This window comes from uncultured Tenacibaculum sp. (assembly GCF_947498805.1).
GTDB lineage: Bacteria > Bacteroidota > Bacteroidia > Flavobacteriales > Flavobacteriaceae > Polaribacter.
Map to the genome: position 1 here is coordinate 1 of NZ_CANMLT010000007.1, position 21,945 is coordinate 21,945.

Annotated in this window: 21 protein-coding genes; 12 read left to right on the forward strand and 9 right to left on the reverse strand. The window is 31.8% G+C overall.

All coding sequences use genetic code 11. The annotated features are described in order from the left end of the window. The 9 genes from Q0873_RS14325 to Q0873_RS14365 all read left to right on the forward strand — a co-directional run. Positions 1-4,294, forward strand: a 4,294-nt coding sequence (locus Q0873_RS14325) for a T9SS type B sorting domain-containing protein (RefSeq protein ID WP_299108505.1), incomplete at its 5' end; no start/stop codon positions are given. A gap of 11 nt (positions 4,295-4,305) precedes the next feature. Further along, entirely contained in the window at positions 4,306-5,259 is a 954-nt protein-coding gene (locus Q0873_RS14330) for a type IX secretion system membrane protein PorP/SprF (RefSeq protein ID WP_299108507.1), read from the forward strand. Positions 5,260-5,326: 67 nt separating this feature from the next. Next, positions 5,327-6,166 (forward strand): 23S rRNA pseudouridine(2604) synthase RluF, encoded by an 840-nt coding sequence (gene rluF, locus Q0873_RS14335; protein WP_299108509.1) that lies wholly within the window; start codon positions 5,327-5,329, stop codon positions 6,164-6,166. A 54-nt stretch (positions 6,167-6,220) separates the two neighbouring features. Further along, positions 6,221-7,351, forward strand: a complete 1,131-nt coding sequence (gene tgt, locus Q0873_RS14340) for a tRNA guanosine(34) transglycosylase Tgt (protein ID WP_299108511.1) — start codon at positions 6,221-6,223, stop codon at positions 7,349-7,351. A gap of 10 nt (positions 7,352-7,361) precedes the next feature. Continuing rightward, positions 7,362-8,447: an LptF/LptG family permease gene (locus Q0873_RS14345; protein ID WP_299108513.1), complete on the forward strand. Its 1,086-nt coding sequence runs from the start codon at positions 7,362-7,364 to the stop codon at positions 8,445-8,447. After that, positions 8,434-9,333: an EamA family transporter gene (locus Q0873_RS14350; protein ID WP_299108516.1), complete on the forward strand. Its 900-nt coding sequence runs from the start codon at positions 8,434-8,436 to the stop codon at positions 9,331-9,333. The genes Q0873_RS14345 and Q0873_RS14350 overlap by 14 nt, the downstream gene beginning before the upstream one ends. Positions 9,334-9,422: 89 nt before the next feature. Next, positions 9,423-10,376, forward strand: a complete 954-nt coding sequence (locus Q0873_RS14355; protein ID WP_299108517.1) for an acetyl-CoA carboxylase carboxyltransferase subunit alpha — start codon at positions 9,423-9,425, stop codon at positions 10,374-10,376. 98 nt (positions 10,377-10,474) lie between these two features. Beyond that, positions 10,475-11,200, forward strand: a complete 726-nt coding sequence (locus Q0873_RS14360) for a YafY family protein (RefSeq protein ID WP_299108518.1) — start codon at positions 10,475-10,477, stop codon at positions 11,198-11,200. Between the two features lie 44 nt (positions 11,201-11,244). Beyond that, positions 11,245-11,631 (forward strand): DUF4345 domain-containing protein, encoded by a 387-nt coding sequence (locus Q0873_RS14365; protein WP_299108520.1) that lies wholly within the window; start codon positions 11,245-11,247, stop codon positions 11,629-11,631. A 52-nt stretch (positions 11,632-11,683) separates the two neighbouring features. Here the strand turns inward: Q0873_RS14365 and Q0873_RS14370 are convergent, their stop codons facing one another. After that, a complete protein-coding gene (locus Q0873_RS14370; protein ID WP_299108523.1) occupies positions 11,684-12,313 on the reverse strand; it encodes a 7-carboxy-7-deazaguanine synthase QueE in 630 nt (209 codons plus the stop codon). After that, entirely contained in the window at positions 12,285-12,761 is a 477-nt protein-coding gene (locus Q0873_RS14375) for a RidA family protein (protein WP_299108525.1), read from the reverse strand. The genes Q0873_RS14370 and Q0873_RS14375 overlap by 29 nt, the downstream gene beginning before the upstream one ends. A 128-nt stretch (positions 12,762-12,889) precedes the next feature. Between Q0873_RS14375 and Q0873_RS14380 the strand changes: the two genes are divergently transcribed. The 3 genes from Q0873_RS14380 to Q0873_RS14390 are packed head-to-tail and all read left to right on the forward strand — an operon-like array spanning position 12,890 to position 15,432. Further along, a complete protein-coding gene (locus Q0873_RS14380) occupies positions 12,890-14,413 on the forward strand; it encodes a helicase HerA-like domain-containing protein (protein WP_299108527.1) in 1,524 nt (507 codons plus the stop codon). A gap of 41 nt (positions 14,414-14,454) precedes the next feature. After that, the gene (locus Q0873_RS14385) at positions 14,455-15,015 is read left to right on the forward strand and encodes a hypothetical protein (protein ID WP_299108529.1); all 561 of its coding nucleotides are present in this window, start codon (positions 14,455-14,457) and stop codon (positions 15,013-15,015) included. A gap of 48 nt (positions 15,016-15,063) precedes the next feature. Continuing rightward, the gene (locus Q0873_RS14390; protein ID WP_299108532.1) at positions 15,064-15,432 is read left to right on the forward strand and encodes a cupin domain-containing protein; all 369 of its coding nucleotides are present in this window, start codon (positions 15,064-15,066) and stop codon (positions 15,430-15,432) included. Between the two features lies 1 nt (position 15,433). Here the strand turns inward: Q0873_RS14390 and Q0873_RS14395 are convergent, their stop codons facing one another. From Q0873_RS14395 to Q0873_RS14425, 7 genes are all read right to left on the reverse strand, one after another. Then, positions 15,434-16,075, reverse strand: coding sequence for a response regulator transcription factor (locus Q0873_RS14395; RefSeq protein WP_299108535.1), 642 nt, complete (start codon positions 16,073-16,075; stop codon positions 15,434-15,436). 2 nt (positions 16,076-16,077) lie between these two features. After that, positions 16,078-16,668 carry a hypothetical protein gene (locus Q0873_RS14400; RefSeq protein ID WP_299108538.1) on the reverse strand — a complete coding sequence of 197 codons (591 nt, stop codon included), beginning with the start codon at positions 16,666-16,668 and terminating at the stop codon, positions 16,078-16,080. Between the two features lie 61 nt (positions 16,669-16,729). After that, positions 16,730-18,472, reverse strand: a complete 1,743-nt coding sequence (locus tag Q0873_RS14405) for a sensor histidine kinase (protein ID WP_299108541.1) — start codon at positions 18,470-18,472, stop codon at positions 16,730-16,732. Positions 18,473-18,600: 128 nt separating this feature from the next. Beyond that, complete coding sequence (locus Q0873_RS14410) at positions 18,601-19,230, reverse strand: hypothetical protein (RefSeq protein ID WP_299108544.1); 630 nt, start codon at positions 19,228-19,230, stop codon at positions 18,601-18,603. Positions 19,231-19,252: 22 nt separating this feature from the next. Continuing rightward, on the reverse strand, positions 19,253-20,434 hold the full coding sequence (locus tag Q0873_RS14415; RefSeq protein ID WP_299108547.1) for a hypothetical protein: 1,182 nt from the start codon (positions 20,432-20,434) through the stop codon (positions 19,253-19,255). Between the two features lie 94 nt (positions 20,435-20,528). Beyond that, a complete protein-coding gene (locus Q0873_RS14420) occupies positions 20,529-21,215 on the reverse strand; it encodes a ZIP family metal transporter (protein WP_299108549.1) in 687 nt (228 codons plus the stop codon). Continuing rightward, positions 21,212-21,937: a class I SAM-dependent methyltransferase gene (locus tag Q0873_RS14425; protein ID WP_299108551.1), complete on the reverse strand. Its 726-nt coding sequence runs from the start codon at positions 21,935-21,937 to the stop codon at positions 21,212-21,214. The genes Q0873_RS14420 and Q0873_RS14425 overlap by 4 nt, the downstream gene beginning before the upstream one ends. Positions 21,938-21,945: the final 8 nt, after the last annotated feature.

Here is a 21,945-nt window from a genome sequence, read left to right on the forward strand (position 1 = left end):
TGTAGTAGCAACGATGCCAAATACACCATTCTGTAGTGTACAATCAGCAAACTTTACTATTGTACAACCAACGGCAGCTATTTCAGTTACAGGAGCAGTAAATCCACCAGTAAGTTGTACAGGAGTGGCAGATGCAACGATAACTGCAACAGGAGTAGGCGGATGGAGTAGCTATGAGTATCAGTTAGAAAACTTAACAGGTACTGTATTAGTAGCTTATAGCAATAACAATGTGTTTACAGGATTAGCAGCAGGAGACTATAGAATTCGTATTCAAGATCCAGTAGGATGTACAAGTTTTACAGATGTTAATGTGCCAGCTCCAGCGGTTGTAACCTTTGGAACGACTCATAATGATAATAGTTGTGATACAAGTACAGGCGGAAGCATTGAAGTAACTGCAGGTGGAGGAACAGGAACATATACGTATACCTTATCCAATGGAGGAGGAGTTGTATCGTCTCAGACGTTAACAGCTACTACGTACACGTTTACGAATTTAGCAGCAGATGATTATACAGTTAATGTAGTAGATTCAAACGGATGTGGGCCAGGAGCATCAGCACCAATTACCATAGATCCAGCGTTGGATTTCTCATTAACAGAGACAAAGAAGTTAACTTGTTCGGCACCAGCACCGGCGGCAGTAAGTTTAGAGATAACAAACTGGCCAGGATCAGGAACTTATACTTATACAGTTGTAGGAGCAGTTAGTGGAGTATTAGTACCAGGAGGAACAGCTATAGGAGCTAACCCAATTACATTTAACCCAACAGTTGCAGATACATATACAGTAACTGTAACAGATGCAGGAGCAACACCAAATTGTGATGTTGTAAAACAAATAGTAATTCAACCAGCAACTACTCCAGACTTTGATATTACAGCAACTGTTGATAATATTTGTAATGGAAGTTCAACAGGAGAGGTAACAATAACTGAGACAGACAATGGAATTTCACCATTAACTTATCAGATAGATAATGTTGCAGGAACGTTTACAGCAGCACCAACAGGATTAGTATTTAGTAACTTACCTGCCGACGATTATATCGTAACAGGAACAGGAACTAATGGATGTACAAGTACTCGTAACATAACAATTAGTGAGAATACACCAGTAGATATTTCAGGAGCAATTACTGTAACACAGTTTAACTGTACAACAGGAAACACTACAAACAATGCGACAGTATCAATAAACAATGGAGCAATAGTAGGCGGAACTGGAACTTATACAAGAGTAGTATTTGTATTTACACCAAATGGAGGAGGAGCTACCGTGACTCAAGATAGTTCAGTGTTTGATTTCACTGTAACCGAAGAGTTAGGAGGATCAGTAGCGATTACAGTTTATGATGATAGAGGATGTACAGATTTAGAAACAGTAACAATCAATCCATTTGAAGGAATCGATGATTTAACGTTTGGATTAGTAAAAGCAATTGATTGTGGAACAGGAGAAGATATCACTGTTAAGACTACACCAGATATTGCAAACATTACTTATGCGATTGTAAGTGGACCAACAGGCTTTACGATTCCAGCTTCACAAACAGTAGCTTTAGGAACAGGATCAGCAACGTTCACAGGATTAATTACAGGAACCTATTCAATATCTGCAACGCATCCAGTAACGGGTTGTGTTTATACAGAAGATTATGTAGTAGGAAATGCACCAGAGTTTACTTTAGTAACAGATAATTTACAGAGTACATGTTTTGGAACAACAGCTGGAAGTGTAGATGTAAGTTTTGATGCAAGTACACCATACGGAGATGTTTATACTTATCAAGTATTTGCAGTAGGAAATCCAGCGGCGGTATTAACAGGTGGACCAGTAAATGGAGGAGTAACAACTACAATTGGCGGATTAGGAGCAGGAGATTACTATGTAGTAGCAACGATGCCAAATACACCATTCTGTAGTGTACAATCAGCAAACTTTACTATTGTACAACCAACGGCAGATTTAACATTAAACACACAGTTAACATTTGTAAGTTGTAACCCTACAGATTCAGGAGAAGTTGTATTAGTTGCCGCAGGAGGATGGAGTGGATATCAGTTTGAATTAGTAAATAATACAACTGGTTCAACTATTCAAAACTTTAATTCAAATGCAACAATTTCTGGATTAACAGCTGGAGATTATACGGCAACAGTAAGGGATGCTGAAGGATGTAGAGAAACAGTTAACTTTACATTAGATGCGCCAGTTGCTATTACTGGAAACTTTACAATTACTCCAAATGTATGTAACGGAGAAGTGACAGCAACAATCGAGGCAGTAAATGTTGTTGGAGGACAAGTACAAGGAGGAGCACCAACTTATACATATATTTTAGTGCATCCAGATGGTACAAGAACAGCAGCACAAACTTCACCGATATTTAACAATTTACCTGAAGGAAATGGTTATGAAATTATTGTTGAAGACGGATTCACGTGTCAAGGAGTTATTCGACCAATAGATATTGTAGATCCTACAAAAGTAACAGCAACTGCACAGATAACAGCAGATATTACATGTAACCTTCCACAAGCAGTTGTTGAAGTTACAGCGGCAGGAGGATCAGGACCATATATGTATAGTATTGATGGAACTAATTTTGTGAATTCAAATATCTTTAATGTAGATGCAGGACAACACAGGTTCTATGTTCGTGATATGGCATTATGTATTTCAGATCCATTTACAGTTACAGTAGATGCTTATGATGCATTAGTACCAAACTTAAGTGTTATTGAAGGATTTGTAACGTGTAACGGAGATGCTAATGGAGTACTTTCGGCGAGTGCTACAGGTGGTTTCGGAAACTATGAATACTTATTATTAGATGGAACAAGTACACCAGTAACAGGTACTTGGCAAACATCGAATATGTTTAGTGGTTTACCAGTAGGATCATATGGTATTAGAGTTAGAAGTACAAGTAGATTAGGAGAAGTTTGTACAGCAGATACAGGTTTACATGAAATTAGAGAACCAGATCCACTTACATTAGCTGAAGCACATACAGACGTTAGTTGTTTCGGAGGAGCTGATGGTACGATCACAATCACTCCAGCAGGAGGTAATGTAGCTGGAGGTTATGAATACAACATTAGTACAGAACCTGTAGATAAGTTTGTTAGAAATAATGTATTTGAAAATTTAGCAGCAGGAATTTATACGATAACTGTAAAGGATACTAAAGGATGTGTTGAAGTAATTCAGGTTGAAATTGAAGAACCAGATGAGTTGCAAATTCAAATAGTTAATACGGTAGAACAAACGTGTATTAATGATCCAGCAGCATCTATTACAATTGATGTACAAGGAGGTACACAACCATTCTTTGTAAGTATTAATAATGTTGAATTACCTACACCATATAACCAAAATGTAATTACGTTAAGTGCGGCAGAAGGTATTCAAGCAGGAAATCCATACTTTATTAGTGTAAGAGATAGTGGAGGAGGATGTCCAAGTGTATCAGTTACGCATACGTTTAGTGATCCTATTGATTTAGATTTAGCAGTAGATTTCGAATATTCATGTCCTACAGGAAATATTTTATTAGCATCTGTAGATACGAGATATGAAAATCAAGTTGAATATATTTTATTCAATGGAGCTACTGAAATTGAGAGAAATAGAGATGGTCAATTTATTGATGTTCCAGCTGGAACTGGATATACAGTAACAGTAAATCATTTAACAAATGGTTGTTCAGATAATTCAAACTCTAACCCAATTGATGTAATAGATTATCAAGCGGTTCAGTTTACGGTAGATGATTCTGTTAAAAACCACTTAATCATAACTGCAACTGGAGGTAATGGAGATTATCTATTTAGTTATGATGGAAGTGATTTTGAAACAAGTAATATTTCAGAATATCCAAACTTAGGACTTGCTGGAAGTAATGTGTATGTAATTCAAATTTTACAAACAAAAGATTACAACATCGTAGTAAAAGATACTAGAAATAGTACTGGATGTACCGCAGAGCAAACCGTAGAAGGAGTATATGTAACAATTGAAGTTCCAAACTTATTCTCACCTGACGGAGATGGAGATGGAGATTATTGGTATCCAGAAGAGGTTGAAGATTATCACGATTTAGAAGTGTTTATTTATGATCGTTATGCACGTCAGATAGCTAAGTTTAGAGGAGTGCAACAAGGATGGGATGGAACTTACCAAGGGCAACCTTTACCATCTGGAGACTACTGGTATACAATTTATTATAAAGAGTTATCAGGTCAAAGAAGAAAATTAATGGGACACTTTACGCTTTACAGATAGAAAGAAATAGAATGAAAAAAAGAATAATAGCAATATTAAGTATCATTTTGTGCAGTGTAAATTTACAAGCACAAGACATGAATTTACCGCAATATGTAAGTCACCTTGCAGACAATCCTTTTTTAATATCTCCAACCTATGCAGGTATTGGATCAGGATTAAAGATTAGACTAAATGGAGTAAGTCAATGGATTGGTGTTAAGAATGCACCAGATACACAGTCTTTAACTGTGGAAGCAAGACTAGCAGATAGATTTGGAGGAGGAATCACAATTTTTAATGATAAAAATGGATTCACATCTCAAATTGGAGCGAAGTTATCTTTAGCGAGCCACTTAACCTTGAGTGATTTTCACGATAGTTTCTTATCTTTTGCTTTGAGTTATAATTTTCTACAATTTGGACAAGACACTTCACAAGATAATACCAATAGTGGAAAGGCAAGTAGAAATATCCACCAATCTAATTTTGATGTAGGGATGCTATATCGTTATGAACGTTTTGCCATAAGTGTAAATGCTTCTAACATTCTAAATAAGAAGTTGGAAGAAACATTTGGACCAAATGAACCGGATATTTTAAGACGTTTTAGTGTGTTTACTTCTTATACTTTTGCTCGAATGAGTAGTAGAGTTGAAATAGAACCTTCTGTATTAGTAGAGTATAGAGAGTTTGATAAACGTTCTAGAACAGACATGAATGTGAAAGTCAGAAAAGGAATAAATGAAGGATATGTTTGGGCTGGAGTAAGTTACACATTCTTAAACGATCAGTTCTTTGAGCCTAATGCCATAGCTCCATTGTTTGGATTGAAGAAAGGAAATCTTTACATGTCATATGGATTCAGTATTAATGTAAATAAGACACAAGATTTTAATTATGGTACACATATGGTAACCTTAGGATTCGATTATGAAAGAAGGCCAAGTTTAGCACGTTGTACGCAAAAAATGATTATATTTTAATAATTAAAATAACGATAAAAAGAAAATCCTCAAGTATAACTTGAGGATTTTCTTTTTCTTTGTACCAATGGAAAAATCAAACGAAAAATCAATAAACCTTAATAAATATATCAGTAGCACAGGGATTTGTTCTCGAAGAGATGCTGAAAAATTTATTAAGGAAGGAAGAGTAACAATAAACGGTAAGCCTACACAACTAGGCAATCGCGTATTTGAAGGAGATGTTGTTAAGATTGATGGAAAACCATTAAAAACAAAACCAAGAACCATATATATAGCGTTAAATAAACCAGTTGGTATTGTTTGTACTACAGATAGTAAGGAAAAAAAGAATATTGTTAGGTTTATTGGACATCCCCAAAGACTATTTCCTATTGGTAGGTTAGATAAACCTTCAGAAGGACTTATTTTCCTAACAAATGACGGAGATATTGTAAACAAAATTCTACGAGCAGGAAATAACCACGAAAAGGAATATATCGTCACAGTAGATAAATCTTTTGACGATCGATTTTTGCAAAGAATGAGTAATGGAATACCAATTTTAGGGACGGTTACAAAAAAATGTAAAGTTGAACGTATCAATGAAAAAACATTCAAGATAATTTTAGTACAAGGATTAAACAGACAAATTAGAAGAATGTGTGAATATTTGGGGTATGAAGTTAAGAAGCTTAAGAGAACTCGAATAATGAACGTGAATTTGGGCAACTTAAAAGTAGGAGAATGGCGAGAATTAACATCGCATGAAATGGATATAATTAATCAATTAGTTTCCTCTTCTTCCAAGACAGAAGAAGCTTCTAAAATAGACCAGAAACCTAAAAGAAACCCTAAGAATACTAATTCAAAGACCAGCAATAAGTCTAGTTTTCAATCAAGATTCGGAAGAAAAAGGAAAAAATAGATTTAAGAAGCTTTTAAGTTATTCAATTTAACCAAATACGTATCTTTGCCAACTATGCAATTTGAATTAAAAACTACTGACCCTAAAAGTAAAGCCCGTGCTGGTGTTGTAACAACTGATCACGGAACTATAGAAACTCCAATTTTTATGCCCGTAGGTACGGTTGCTACAGTAAAAGGAGTACATCAATCAGAATTAAAAGATGAAATTAATCCGGATATAATTTTAGGAAATACCTACCATTTATACCTTCGTCCGAAAACTGATATCTTAGAGCAGGCAGGTGGATTGCATAAATTCATGAATTGGGATAGAAGTATCTTAACAGATAGTGGTGGATATCAAGTGTATTCTTTATCTGGGAGAAGAAAGATCAATGAAGAAGGAGTGAAGTTTAAGAGTCATATTGATGGTTCTACACACTTTTTTACACCAGAAAACGTAATGGAAATTCAGCGTTCTATTGGAGCAGATATTATTATGGCGTTTGATGAGTGTACACCTTACCCTTGTGACTATGGTTATGCAAAACGATCTATGCATATGACACATCGTTGGTTAAAACGTTGTATAAACCATTTAGAAAAAGTACCAGCAAAATATGGCTATAACCAAACTTTGTTCCCTATTGTTCAGGGAAGTACGTATACGGACTTAAGAAAGCAATCGGCTGAATTTATTGCTTCGGTTGGAGCAGAAGGAAATGCAATTGGAGGACTATCAGTGGGTGAACCAGCAGAAGAGATGTATGCAATGACAGATGTGGTTTGTAGTATTTTACCTGAAGATAAACCACGTTATTTAATGGGAGTAGGAACACCAATTAATATTTTAGAGAATATAGCTTTAGGTGTTGATATGTTTGATTGTGTAATGCCTACTAGAAATGCACGTAACGGAATGTTGTTTACCGCTCATGGTAGTATAAATATTAAAAATAAGAAGTGGGAGAATGATTTTTCTCCAATAGATGAAATGGGAATAACTTATGTTGATACCATGTATTCTAAAGCTTATTTACGTCATTTATTTTCAGCAAGAGAAATGTTAGGTAAACAAATAGCCTCAATTCATAATTTAGGATTCTATTTATGGTTAGTTCGTGAAGCTCGTAAGCATATCTTAGCTGGAGATTTTACGGAATGGAAAGATAGAATGGTAAAACAAATGAACAAACGTTTATAGTTAAAGCCTTTTGAAAAAACTAGATTGGTACATATTAAAACGTTATTTAACAACTTTTCTTTTCACATTGTTAATATTAATACCTATTGCGGTAGCGATTGATATTGCAGAAAAAATAGATAAATTTTTAAGACAAGAAACGTTAACGTTATTTGAGGTTGTCAATGATTACTACATAAATTTTATTATTTATTATGCTAATACCTTTATGCCATTAGCATTATTTATTGCAGTAATACTATTTACCTCTAAACTAGCCAATAACTCTGAGATTGTAGCTATAAATAGTTCTCAAATTTCTTTTACACGTTTTTTATACCCTTATTTAATTGGAGCATCCATAGTAGCAAGTGTGGCTTTTATGATGAATCATTATGTGGTACCATCTAGTAGTAAAGTTAGGAAGGGGTTTGAGAAAAAATACTTAAAGAAAAAGAAGTATTCAGATAAAACAGTTAAGAACTTTAGTTTACAAATAAATGATAGTACGTATGTGTTTATTCAAAATTTTGATTTAGAAAGAAATGCTGGGTATAACTTTTCTACTGAAACTTATGAAGGAATTAAACTAAAATATAAGTTAACAGCTGATAATATAAAATGGAAAGAAAAAGATAGTTCTTTTGTTTTGTACTCATGGAAAGAAAGAAAAATTTTCAAAAAAAGAGACAGTATTTTTAGTGGGAATAGTTTAGATACCGCTTTTGCATTTACACCAAAAGATTTTAACTATAAATCAATTGTGCCTCAAGAAATGGAATCTCCAGAACTAAAGAGATTTATTGAAATATCTCAAAAGAGAGGAGTAAAGAACTTAAATGCTTTTTGGGTAGAATTGTACAAAAGAACAAGTTTACCTGTAGCATGTTATATTTTAACATTGATAGCGGTAGTGTTAGCTCATAAAAAGAGAAGAGGAGGAATGGGAGTCAACTTAGCTTTAGGTATAACAATAATGTTTATTTACGTTTTCTTCTTAAAAGTGGCAGAAGTTTTAGGAGCGGTAGCAGGAGCTAATTCATTGTTAAACGTTTGGGTTCCTAATATGGTATTTGGTACCTATGCTATTTATTTATATTTCAATGCAAGGAAATAAATTAAAAAATTATCTTCACTTACATCTAATTGTTTTTATTTGGGGGTTTACCGCAATACTAGGCGCATTAATTTCAATAGATGCAATACCATTGGTATGGTATAGGATGTTACTTGCTGTTGTATTTATAGCATTGTATTTTTTTATCCGAAAGAAGTCATTCAAAGTAGATAAAAAAGGATTACTCAGATTTGCAATTACAGGAGTAATAATAGCATTACATTGGGTAACTTTTTTCAAGGCTATAAAGGTATCTAATGTTTCAGTAGCATTAGTAACAATGAGTACAGGAGCTTTTTTTGCATCGTTGATAGAACCATTTTATTTTAAAAGAAAGATAAAACTTATAGAAATAGTATTAGGGCTGTTAGTCATAGGTGGGCTGTATATCATCTTTAATTTCGAAAGCCAATATACTTTAGGAATTATATATGCTTTAATATCTGCGTTTCTATCGGCATTATTTGCCGTTTTAAACGGACTCTACATAAAAAAATATGAAGCCGATGTTATCTCTTTTTACCAATTATTATTTGGGGTTGTTGGAGTAACAATTTACCTAATAATCATAGGTGGATTCTCAATTGAATTCTTCCAATTACCAACGAATGATTGGCTCTATTTATTTATACTTAGTAGTATATGTACTGCCTATGCATTTATAGCTTCGGTTCATGTAATGAAGTACTTAACTCCATATACGGTGATGCTTACCATAAATTTAGAACCGGTTTATGCAATTGTATTAGCACTCTTTATTTTTGGCGAGAAAGAGCAAATGAATGTAGAGTTTTATTACGGAGCTTTAATAGTTTTATTTGTAGTTCTACTGAATGGAATATTAAAGAATACAAGTACAATTAAAAAGAAAATAAAAGGCAAATAGAGTGTAAACTAAACGTTAAACTGTATAATTTTTTTAGTATGTTTGCCTTTACAAACGACTAACTATTTTAAGAAATCAAACAAAACACAATGGAATATTTAGATTTTGAAATGCCAATAAAAGAATTAAAAGATCAATTGGCAAAATGTTTTGAAATAGGAGAAGAGAGTGATGTTGATGTTACTGAAACATGTAAGAAAATAGAAGATAAATTAGCAAAAGCTAAGAAAGATATCTATAAAAACTTAACACCATGGCAACGCGTTCAATTATCGCGTCATCCAAATCGTCCATATACATTAGACTATATTAAAGCACTTTGTGGAGATACTTTTATGGAGTTACACGGAGATCGTAGTGTAAAGGATGATAAAGCTATGATTGGTGGTTTAGGGAAAATAGGAGATCAATCTTTTATGTTCATAGGTCAACAAAAAGGATACAATACAAAAACACGTCAGTATCGTAATTTTGGTATGGCAAATCCAGAAGGATACCGTAAAGCTTTACGTTTAATGCGTATGGCTGAAAAATTTGGAATTCCAGTAGTAACTTTATTAGATACTCCAGGAGCATATCCAGGTTTAGAAGCTGAAGAGCGCGGACAAGGAGAAGCAATTGCTAGAAATATCTTTGAAATGACGCGTTTAAAAACTCCAATTATTACTATTGTAATAGGAGAAGGAGCTTCAGGAGGAGCTTTAGGTATTGGAGTAGGAGATAGAGTATACATGATGGAAAACACATGGTATACAGTAATTTCTCCAGAATCATGTTCTTCTATTTTATGGCGTAGCTGGGAATATAAAGAACAAGCAGCAGAGGCTTTGAAATTAACAGCTGATGATATGAAAAAATTAGCGTTAGTAGATGAAATTATCGAAGAGCCATTAGGAGGAGCGCATTCAGATAGAGAAGGAGCCTTTTTAGCTGTTAAAGATCAAATTCTTAAAGCATATGGTGAATTAAAAGATTTATCAGAAGCTGATTTGGTAGAACAACGTATGGATAAATATGCCAATATGGGAGTTTATAAAGAATAAACTTTCATTTAAAAACAATATGGAAACTCGCTACAGTAATGTAACGAGTTTTTTTATGCGTACATTTATAATACTTTAACCTTCATCTTTTTTCATTTATGGAAGATAAAGAAAAACCAAGGCTTTCTAGATTAACGGCTATTATAACTCAATTACAATCTAAAAGAATTGTAACGGCTTCTTATTTGGCTGAAAAACATGGAGTAAGTGTGAGAACCATTTACAGAGATATCCGTTCACTTGAACAATCGGGAATTCCAATTATAACAGAAGAAGGAAAAGGATATTCTATTATGGAAGGCTATCATCTTCCTCCAGTTTTATTTACCGAAGAAGAAGCGAATGCACTAATTACCGTTGAACAAATAGTAATAAAGAATAAAGACAAATCGCTCATTGATAGTTTTTCTAACGTTATTGAAAAGGTCAAATCAATTTTACGGTATTCTCAAAAAGGAAATGCAGAATTGCTCGCAGAAAGAGTATATTTCGGAGGAAACAATAATTATACAAAAACAAGTGACAATTTAATGAAGATTCAGTCTGCAATTATACACTTTCAAGTAGCTAATATTGTATACAAATCTTCACAAGGAAAAACAACGGAAAGAGAAATAGAGCCTTTTGCAGTATATAGTACTAATGGAAACTTTTTGTTAGTAGCCTTTTGTAGATTAAGAAATGATTTTAGAAACTTTAGAATAGACTTTATAGAAAAGTTTATTGTGGAAGGAGCTAAATTTACTCCACATAAAATGACAATTCAAAAATATTTTGAGAAATACATAAAAGATCAAAATACCCCTGACATACCGCTGTCATAGTAGCATTTTAATATTGCAGCATAATTAATTAAAAGCAATATAAAATGGAAATTGTAAAGACTATTATTTTATTACTATCAGGCTTAATGCTACTTTTTGTTGGGTTAATGAGGTTAACCAATCCAATAAAAACTTATTTAAAGAGCTCAGGAATAAAATTAAATAAAGATGTTGATTTATTAAATGAAGTTAGAGGAGTGAGTGCGGTAATGCTCTGTGCTGGAATAGTTATTCTTCTAGGTATTATAGTTTCTGAATTAACATATACCTCATTCATGGTAGGTACTTTAATCTTCATCGGTTTTGCTATTGGAAGGATTATTAGTTTACTTTCAGATGGAAAACCAAACAAACAAATTATACAAGGAATTGTGTTTGAAATAATTTTAGGTGGAGCTAATTTATTTGGAATGCTAAGCATACTGCAATAATAGATTTAAACTGAAATAAAAAAGCAATCTAATTAGATTGCTTTTTTATTTGTTATGGTATGTTTAAGTATTTATGAGTTTGTAAAGAGATACGCCACTTAGGGTGTTTCATTACATAATCAATAATCATAGGTGTCATTTTTTCTTTTTTACTCCATTCAGGTTGTAAGAAAAGATTACACTTTTCACCTACTTTGGCAGCTTGTTCTTCAGCAAATTGAAAATCATTTTTGTTATGAATAATCATTTTCAATTCATCAGCTTCTTTATAAGCTCTTTCTAAAGGTAACTTTGTTTTCTTTGGAGATAAACAAAACCAATCCCATTTTCCAGAGAAACTATAAGCCCCTGAAGTTTCAATATGTGTTTTAATCTGATTCTTTTGTAGTTGATTTGTGATATAGTCCAAATCCCACATTAATGGTTCTCCACCAGTAATAACTACTGTTTCTGCATACTTTTTTGCATTTTCAACAATTATATCGGTATGTGTCGGAGGGTGTAAATTAGCATCCCAACTTTCTTTTACATCACACCAATGGCATCCAACATCACAACCACCAATTCTAATAAAATAGGCAGCAGTACCTGTATGAGCACCCTCACCTTGAATGGTATAAAACTCTTCCATTAATGGAAGCATTTCTCCTTTATTAATTAACTCTTGCGTCTTTAAATCCATCTACTTTTACGGCTATTACATCTATTTCGATTTTAGCACCTACTAATAAATCGGCTGCAAAGGTAGTTCTTGCAGGCTTATTTTCAGGAAAATATTTACGAAAAATTGCATTAAATGCCTTAAAATCGTTTAGATCGGCTAAAATAATAGTGCATTTCACAACGTGTTCTAAGTCAGATCCATGATGTCCCAACACTTCCTTTATGTTTTGCAAGGCTTGTTCTGTTTGTGCTTCAATGTTATCTCCAGCGAGTTTTTTAGTATTTGGGTTAATCCCAACTTGGCCAGCTAAATACAAAGTGTTTCCAACTTCAACAGCATCAGAAAAAGGAGCATTTTTTTTACGTTCTAACTTTGACTTATGAAAAATTAAAGAAGGTTTTTCGTTTGTGGTACATGACAAGAAACAAAAAGTTAAAACAAGTGCAATAAAAAGTTTAGTTTTCATAAAAAGTAGGTTTTGAATGATTTGTCAATATTTAAGTAAGATGCTTACGAGTAAAATTACTAAATAAAATGTAGCGAGTTTTTGAAATGCTAATATTAATAGTATTTTTATCAAAAATTTCATCAAGAATGAGCAATACAGAAGCTTTTTTTAATCATATAACAGAAGGATATGCTTGTAAGGGAGATTTTATCACCTTGGGAGCTGGAATGTTAGGTGAGGAGACCGTAACAAATGCATTGGTTAATGTGCCTTTAAAGACTTTAAATAGACATGGTTTAATAGCCGGAGCAACAGGAACAGGAAAAACCAAAACACTTCAAGTTATAGCAGAAAACTTATCGGAAAAAGGAGTACCTGTATTGCTAATGGATATTAAGGGAGATTTAAGCGGATTGGCACAGCCAAGTCCTGGACATCCGAAAATTGATGAACGTCACGAGAAGATCGGAATTCCATTTGATGCTAAAAAGTTTCCAATAGAAATTTTATCAATTTCAGAACAAGAAGGAGTACGTTTGAGAGCTACTGTTTCTGAATTTGGTCCTGTGTTATTGTCACGAATTTTAGATTTAACAGAAACGCAATCTGGTATTGTGGCAATTATTTTTAAGTATTGTGACGATAATCAGTTACCATTATTAGATTTAAAAGATTTCAAAAAGATTCTTCAATTCATAACCAATGAAGGTAAAGATGAGATTCAAGCTGAGTATGGACGTATTTCAACAGCAAGTACTGGTGCAATACTTCGTAAGATTGTTGAAATAGAACAACAAGGAGGAGATTTATTTTTTGGAGAAAAATCATTTGACGTTGATGATCTAACGCGTATTGATGAAAATGGAAGAGGTGTCATCTCTGTATTACGTTTAACAGATATTCAAGATAAGCCTAAGCTATTTTCGACATTTATGTTACAATTATTAGCAGAGGTATATGAAACATTTCCTGAGCAAGGAGATAGTGGGAGACCAGAACTAATTATTTTTATAGATGAGGCGCACTTGGTATTTGATGAAGCATCGAAAGCTTTATTAAGTCAAATAGAGAGTATTGTAAAGCTAATTCGTTCAAAGGGAATTGGGTTATATTTTGTAACGCAAAACCCTAAAGATGTTCCTGAAGATGTTTTGGCACAATTAGGATTAAAAGTGCAACATGCCTTAAGAGCATTTACTGCAAAAGATAGAAAGGCTATTAAGTTAGCTGCAGAGAATTACCCAGATTCAGAGTATTACGATACTAAAGAGGTGTTAACTCAGTTAGGAATAGGGGAAGCATTAGTTTCCGTATTAAATGAAAAAGGAATTCCAACTCCGTTAGCAAGAACTATGTTAAGAGCTCCAATGAGTAGAATGGATGTATTAACGGATAAAGAAATAAAAGAAGTTCTTGATAATTCTAGTTTGATTACTAAGTACAATAAAGAAGTAGATAGAGAAAGTGCTTATGAAATTTTGAATGATAAAATTGATAAAATCAACAAAGAAAAAACAGAAGAAGAAGCTCGAAAGGAAAAAGAAAAAACAAGTAGAAGATCTAGTTCAACTAGAAGTAGAAGTACTCGTATGAATCCTGTTGTAAAGGTATTAACAAGTGCTACTTTTATAAGAGCTGCTTTTGGAATATTAAAGAAAGTATTGAAATAATAGGAAACAAATATCAACGTTATATATAAAAACTATAATTAATGAAAAACATAGTAAAAGTTTTAGTAGTAGCAGTAGGAATGATTACTTTTTATCAATGTAGCAATAGCAAATATGATGTAGCTAAGGGAAAAGTAGGAGAATTGACTACCAAAACAACTATTCAGCAGTTAGATAAAATTTTTGAAAATGATTCTATCGTAAAGGTGTTGAGTGAAGGTGCTAAAGGAGACAATTACTTTCAGGAAGATGATAAATACCATGTATTTGAAAAAGGAGGGAAGCACTTGCTAACCATCGTTCCTAAAGAGCAATTAGATTCTGTATCTACCATTAGAAGTATTGAGATTTTTGACAATAGGTATAAAACAAAAACAGGATTGAATATTAACTCTAACTTCCAAGAAATTAATAATAATAACAAAATTGATAAGGTAGAAACATCATTTACATCTGCTACTTTATTTATAGATGAGTTAAACGCAACCATTGCTATAGATAAAGAAGAACTTGGATTAAAAGAGTTTAGTACTCAAAAAGTAAGTATTGAACAAATACCTGATTTAGCTAAAATGAAATCATTTACCATTTGGTTTAACTAATATATAAGAATCCGAAATGAAAATTTCGGATTTTTTATTTAAGGAAATATGAGTAAAAAATATACAATCCAAAAATCACCGTTTGTTGTTCCAACTACCGACGGTAAGTTAATAGAAGAGCATTTTGGAAATGCAACGAATAAAGAAGGTCAAATAAGTATTGCTCACATGGTAGCTCCAGCTGGTTGGAGTGAACCTTTTCAAACTCCTGAATTTGAAGAGTACACTTATATCATTAAAGGAAAAAAGCAATTCAACATTGATGGAGAGATAATTGTTTTAGAAGCTGGACAATCTATAAAAATTGAAAAAAATGTCCGTGTTCAATATTCCAACCCTTTTGATCAAGCATGTGAATATATAGCGATTTGTTTACCGGCATTTTCTATCGATTTAGTGAATAGAGAAGAAGTCTAAACTAAAACTGATACTTTTTATCAATAGCGTACTTAATCAATTCATTACCTCCATTTAAATTAAGTTTACGAATCATGTTTTTTCTATGAGTGTCTACAGTAGTTTTGGCAATAAAAAGTTCCTGGGCAATCTCTTTAGAGGTTTTTCCATTAGCAATTAGTTGTAGAATTTCCTTTTCTCTATTAGAAAGAGTTACCTTTTCCGATTTTCCAATAGTTACATTTTCTTGAATGTAATCATTCATAAAGTTAAAAGCTACATTCGGATCAAAGAAAGTTTCACCATTGGCTACAGTAACAATTGCTTTAGATAGCATTTTAATACCCGAATTTTTTAAGAGATAGCCAGAAGCTCCTACATCTAACATTTGTTTAATTGCTTCAGGTTGATCAAACATGGTTAAAGCCAATACTTTGATATGAGGAAACTGTATTTTTATACGTTTGGTAGCTTCTATACCATCCATTCTAGGCATACGAATATCTGTAATAACAAGTTTGGGTTGTTTTAAACTAACTAGTTTCACAAGATCTTCACCGTTATTTACTGTGCCAATAATGTTTATATCATCATCGTATTCAAAAAAAGACTTTACACCATCAATTAGCATTTGATGGTCTTCTGCCATAGCTATAGTTATCATATTTATCGGGTAGTATTTTGTTTCTGTTTTTTATAGTGAACTAATCGTTGTTTTAATCTTAAGATTCCTTCAATTTTTTGCGCTATTTCTTCAATTGTATTTTGTGTTTCATCTATGATTTCATCTAACTCTTTATCAACTTGTATTCGATGTTCATTTAGCTCTGTATGAACTCCTTTTAATTTGGCTTCTGCAATACGTAAACGTTCTTTAATGTTTTTTGATCTATTGATCTTTTTAGGTGAAACAATCCCAAAAGCATATAAGAGATAAAAAAGAATAGCAATAAAGAAACAACTTCCAACTATTAATATGGCTAAAACAGCAATAGCAATATCACTGGTTCCCTTATCGAATTCTTCCCCTGCATCATTGAAATAAGCTTCTTTACAATGATCTTCACCATCAATAGGGTAGAAGGTGAAATTTATAATATTCCTGAGAATTTTCCATTTTAAAGGAACTTTTTCAGGAGGATAATATCGTTCGGTATAATATCCAACTCGGGAGGAAATCGTATTATCCGGATTACCGCCAGCAATTACGTTACCAAGTTGGTCAATGGATATTAAAAAGTTAACAAAAAAGTTCATTTTAGTAAGTTTGATGTTTACCAAAGATACTAAACTAATACCTTGTTTATTATACTTAGGTTTAGGTATTTATTATAGGGATATCTATAATTATAGACGTTCCTTTTCCTATAGTAGAGTCTACTTCGAAGGTACCTTTTAAGTGTTCTATTCTGGTTTGAATAGAGTTGAGGCCCATTCCGTTTTTAAGTTCGATAGTATTCATATTAAAACCTCGGCCGTTGTCTTCAATAATAATATTTAGATTATTATCAAATTGAGAAATATTGATAGTTGCGTGCGTTGCATCGGCATGTTTAATAATATTGGTAGTAAGTTCTTGTACTATTCTAAAAACAGCTATTTCTAGGCTATTTTCCAAACGCTTATCTAAGCCAAAATCTAATACTTCAATAGTTATTCTATTAGCATCGGATATTTTTTCAGCCATTAATTTTATCGCTATCAAAAGACCTTTGTTAGCAATTACTCCAGCATTTTTTGCATGTGCTATACTACGTACTTTTAAGTAGGTTTCATCAATGAGTTTTTCAGTTTTAGAGTATAATTCTTCCTGATTAAAGTGCTCTTTTTCTCTGTTTAATTTTAGGTTTTCAAAGTGAAGCTTTAAAGTAGCTAAAACAGAACCAATATTGTCATGAAGATCTTCTGCAATACGAACACGTTCTTTTTCTTGTCCATCAATCATAGCATTGATCGTATTTATCTCTTGCTCCTTTAATAAAGTAAGGTTTTTCTGTTTCTCTAGCTCTTTTTGTTGCTCTGCTAACAAACGCTTTCTTTTGGAGTTTTTAAGGTTGAGATACGTAACAATACCACCAAATAGGACAAAAATAGCCCCTATTAAAAGAATTAATTTGTCTTGTTTTCTTTTTGCTTTTAATTCAATGTTTTCTTTTTCTTTTTTTTCGGTTTGATATTTTGTATTTATATCATTGAAAGCAATAGCTTTATTATATTCATTTAATGAATCTGCGTATTTTTTAGAAAGGTTTTGATAATAGTAAGCCGATTTATAGTTATTTAAATGAGAATAGTTTTTGGAAAAAAGATTGTTCAATTTAATTTTTTCTAAGTATCTATAACGAGGGATTTTAACGTTACTTGCACGGGTTAAATAGTCGTTAGATTTTATATAGTTTTTTTGTAGTTGATATAATATAGCAATATTCATATTTATTCCAAACAGTTCATTTCTAAAGTAGTTATAATCTTTTTTATTAATGAATGTTAGGGCTTTTTGATTATGATATAAGGAACTATCTAATTTGGTTAAAAAATATTGATATTGCAATGCTATCATTTGATGAAATTTAGCTTTTAAATAATCATTGTCTAGACTATCAGCTTCTTGAAGTTTTTGCTTAAGAATAGTTACATTTTCTTTTCTAGTTATATTTGCTTGAATAGTATAATAATAATAGTTATAATAAGTTTTTTCATTCAAGTCATATAGATAGTTTTTTAAAATGTCTAAATAACTTAGTAAAGTATTTTTTGACTTCCTATTTTTATACAACTGGGCCACAATTTTTTTTATACTTTCATTGATAAATACGGTATCCTTAATAGCTAAAGCATTGTTTAACCCTTGGTTGTATAAGTTAAAAGCTAAGGAATCATTATGATTCTTAAACAATTGAAAATCTCCTTCTAATATCAGTTGAATTATTAAATTTCTTTTATTCTTTTTTTTATTGACTATTAATAAACTATCGATTTTTCCTGTTTTTATAAGTTTTGACTGGAAAAGAAAAAACTTTTTTTCACTTTCAGAAATGTTATTGAACGAACTGGTATCCAAATAGGTTAAATTATACTTTTTAAGTTGTTTGATACCTTGTTTAAAGGTTTGAGTGTACACCTGAGCGTACACTAAAACCGTAAGAGTTATATAAAGAGTTATTTTTTTTATTTTTCTGATTTTTAATATTAAATATTTGTTTTAATTCCCCCTCTGCATGCACCATTTCCTAAATCTGGGGAAGAAGCATCTGAGCATGAAGTAGGAATTGATATAGATCCTAGTCCTTGAATAGATGATTTTATATGTATATCTATTATATCGTTATTAGAAAAAACAAAATCACTATTAAAACCTGTATAGTCTTGTTTTGATTCATTGTCATCTAATTTTTCAATAAATATAGTGATATGATATTTTTTAGTGCCATTTTGAAGGTTACAAGGGTTTTCTCCTAAGTTGAATTTTGTAAGTTCTATATTGGTTATCTTTAGCTGATCACATCCATATCTCTCCTTAAGACGAAAATCTATATTAACAGAATCATTACTTTTCGCTTCAAACTTACCTAAAATGGCAAATGAATTAATTAAATCTAAGTGGAAAGGTTGAAAATTAAGACGATCTTTTAAATTAATGTTTAACATCAAATTTTCGTCTGGTTCAGATCGATTAAAGGGTTCTCGACAGTTATTGTTATTCTTGTCATTTTGTTGAAGTACTTCTTTATTAGCTTGTTTAGAAGCTTCCTTATTCAAACAAGAAGTTAACAATAAAAAATTAAGAAATACGATTAAAATTGTTTTGTAGGTTTTCATAATAGTTTTTATTTGATTAGTATTAAATTTTATCTTTTAAATGATATAATGGTAGTATATTTTCATGACAACTGTTAAAATTAAAATTACAAGAGATAGGAAGTTTACATTGTAGGCAATCGTTAGCACTATTTATAGAAATACAGGTGGTTATATAACCATTATTATCAGGACCATTATTACCTCCTAAGTATATTCCTACAACTTTGTCTTTAAAAAAAACAGGACTTCCAGAACTTCCTGGCAATCCATCTAAGTTTGTTAGATATATCCCATCCTCTTTTCCTTTGATAGAGGCAGACCCATTAAGTTTTAGCGGTAAAAACGAGCAATGCCCAATTGTATATAGTTTTGCTCCAACGTTTAGTTCTTTAAATAAAGGTTCTAACCTATATTTCGAAGGAATTCTTCTAGCTGTTCTAATAATTGTGTAATCATTTGACCGTTTTTCTGTTTTTGTTGTTGTTAAATTTTCTATAGAACTTATTTTAAAAACGTTAGACGCACTAAACCTAGAAGGTAACTTGTTGTTTTTATACATAAAGCCAAAGACGATATAATAGTCACTTGGACGTATGTTACTGTTTGAAAATATGTGCTTTACAGTGAGTACTGTTTTATTGTTTATAGCAAATACAGTAGCCAATATTCCTTTAGGTCTTGTCTGATTTGCAAAAGCTTGGCCAGGACATATTCCCAAGTTGCGTAATGAGGTGGTTTCATGTTTGAAGTAATAAAAATTGTCATCTTTTTTATCAAAAAAATTTTTGTGAATTATAAAACCAACTCCATTAAAATTTCTTCTTTGATTTCTATTGACTACATGGTCATAATCTATTCTATGATCGGAATCAACGAGAGCTTTAATGGTAAAATATTGTAATTCATCTTTGCTATATTTTTTATAGAAATCTAAGAAGAAGTCATTATTCTTGAAATTATTGGGTATAGAATCTTTATCTCTAAAATAGTAAAGAGCTTTTAAATCTTCTAATGAATATTTCCGTGAGATTGATTTATAGTCCTTATTGGCAATTTCTTTATTAAATCGATCAATATCTTTGATTTTCATATAATAAGAAGTTCCATCAACAAGGATAGTACTATCTTTATTAACTATTGGTTTAGATTGAAAACTAAAACCATTCAGAGTCTTTAAAAACAATAGAAATAGCAATAGCTGTATTGTAGTTTTTTTAGTCATTTCAAATAATTTTACTACAAATAAAGTGCAAAAAAGACGTGACATGTATACCTACAACTAGGTATTTTGCACTACCTAAATATAGGTAAAGAAATTATAAAGTAAAAACAGTCAGTAAGATACCTAACAAAATAGCAGTAAACTTTTGAAAGTTGAATTTGTGATTTTCTGAACTTTCAAATAAAATGATAGTAGAGATGTGAAGAAAAATACCAATAGTTACGGCAATAATTTCAGCGTGATACCTATGTAAAAAAGTAACCTTTTCTGAAACATACATTCCTAAAGGACTCATTAAAGCGAAAAAAACTAAAAACAACGCTACCGTTTTTTTATCATACTTGGCTTTAATTAAAAATGTTGTAAGTACAATAGCAATGGGAATTTTATGTATGAAAATAGCCCATAAAAGATTGTGTTGGTGATCACCATGATCATGAATAGGTAAACCTTCCGTAAAAGCGTGAATACTTAAACTAACAAAAAGTAACCAAGGAAATTGGTTTTTTTCAGAATGAATATGTACATGTCCATGTTCTGCTCCTTTTGAAAATGATTCTAAAATAGACTGTATAAGAATTCCCAGAATTATAAGAATACCGATTTTTTTTGAATTCGAAGTTTCTACATACACTTCTGGTATCAAGTGAAGTATGGTAACAGATAATAGGTAAGCACCACTAAAAGCTAGTAGTAAACGAACAAACTTTGTGTTTGGCTTTAAATACAATACAATTAAAGCCCCTATTAATACAGATATTATTAGAATCAATGAACTCATTCAGCAACAATAATTAAACGATCAGAAGATGAAGCATTAAAATCATTCAGGTTGTAGTCTCCAAAAACATTTTTGATATGTAGCCCTACGGAGTTAAAATAGTTCCTCATTTTTTCTAAGGTCAAAAATTTAACTTGTTCAGTAAAAGAGTAATCATTCCCTTCAGCCGTAAAACTAATATGTTTTAAGATAAAACCATTTTTAATCTCACGAGTGATATGAAAATCAATACCATCAATAGATTTTGTTTCTTCTGTAACTAAATTTTCTTTTACTTTTTCAACATTTAAAAAGTCTAAAACGAAAACACCTTTTTCTTTTAATCCGTTTTTTATACTTTTTAAGATAGTAATATCTTCATTATCATCTTCAAAATAACCAAAACTTGTAAACAGATTAAAAACTGCATCATACTTGTTTTCAAGTGGAGTACGCATGTCCCAAACCTCAAACTTTAAGGTGTCGTTTTCAAATTGTTTTGCATGCTCAATACTATTGTCACTCAAATCACCACCTGTAACTTGATATCCTAAAGAGTTTAAGTACACAGAATGCCTTCCTTTACCACAAGGTAAATCAGCAATATGACTTGCTTGAGGAAGTGCTAAGAACTCAGTAATGTTACGCATAAAAAACTGAGCATCAGCGTCGTTTCTATGCTTGTATAAAATATGATAATATGGTGTATTAAACCATTCGCTAAACCAATCTGTTGTTTTCATATGCTATA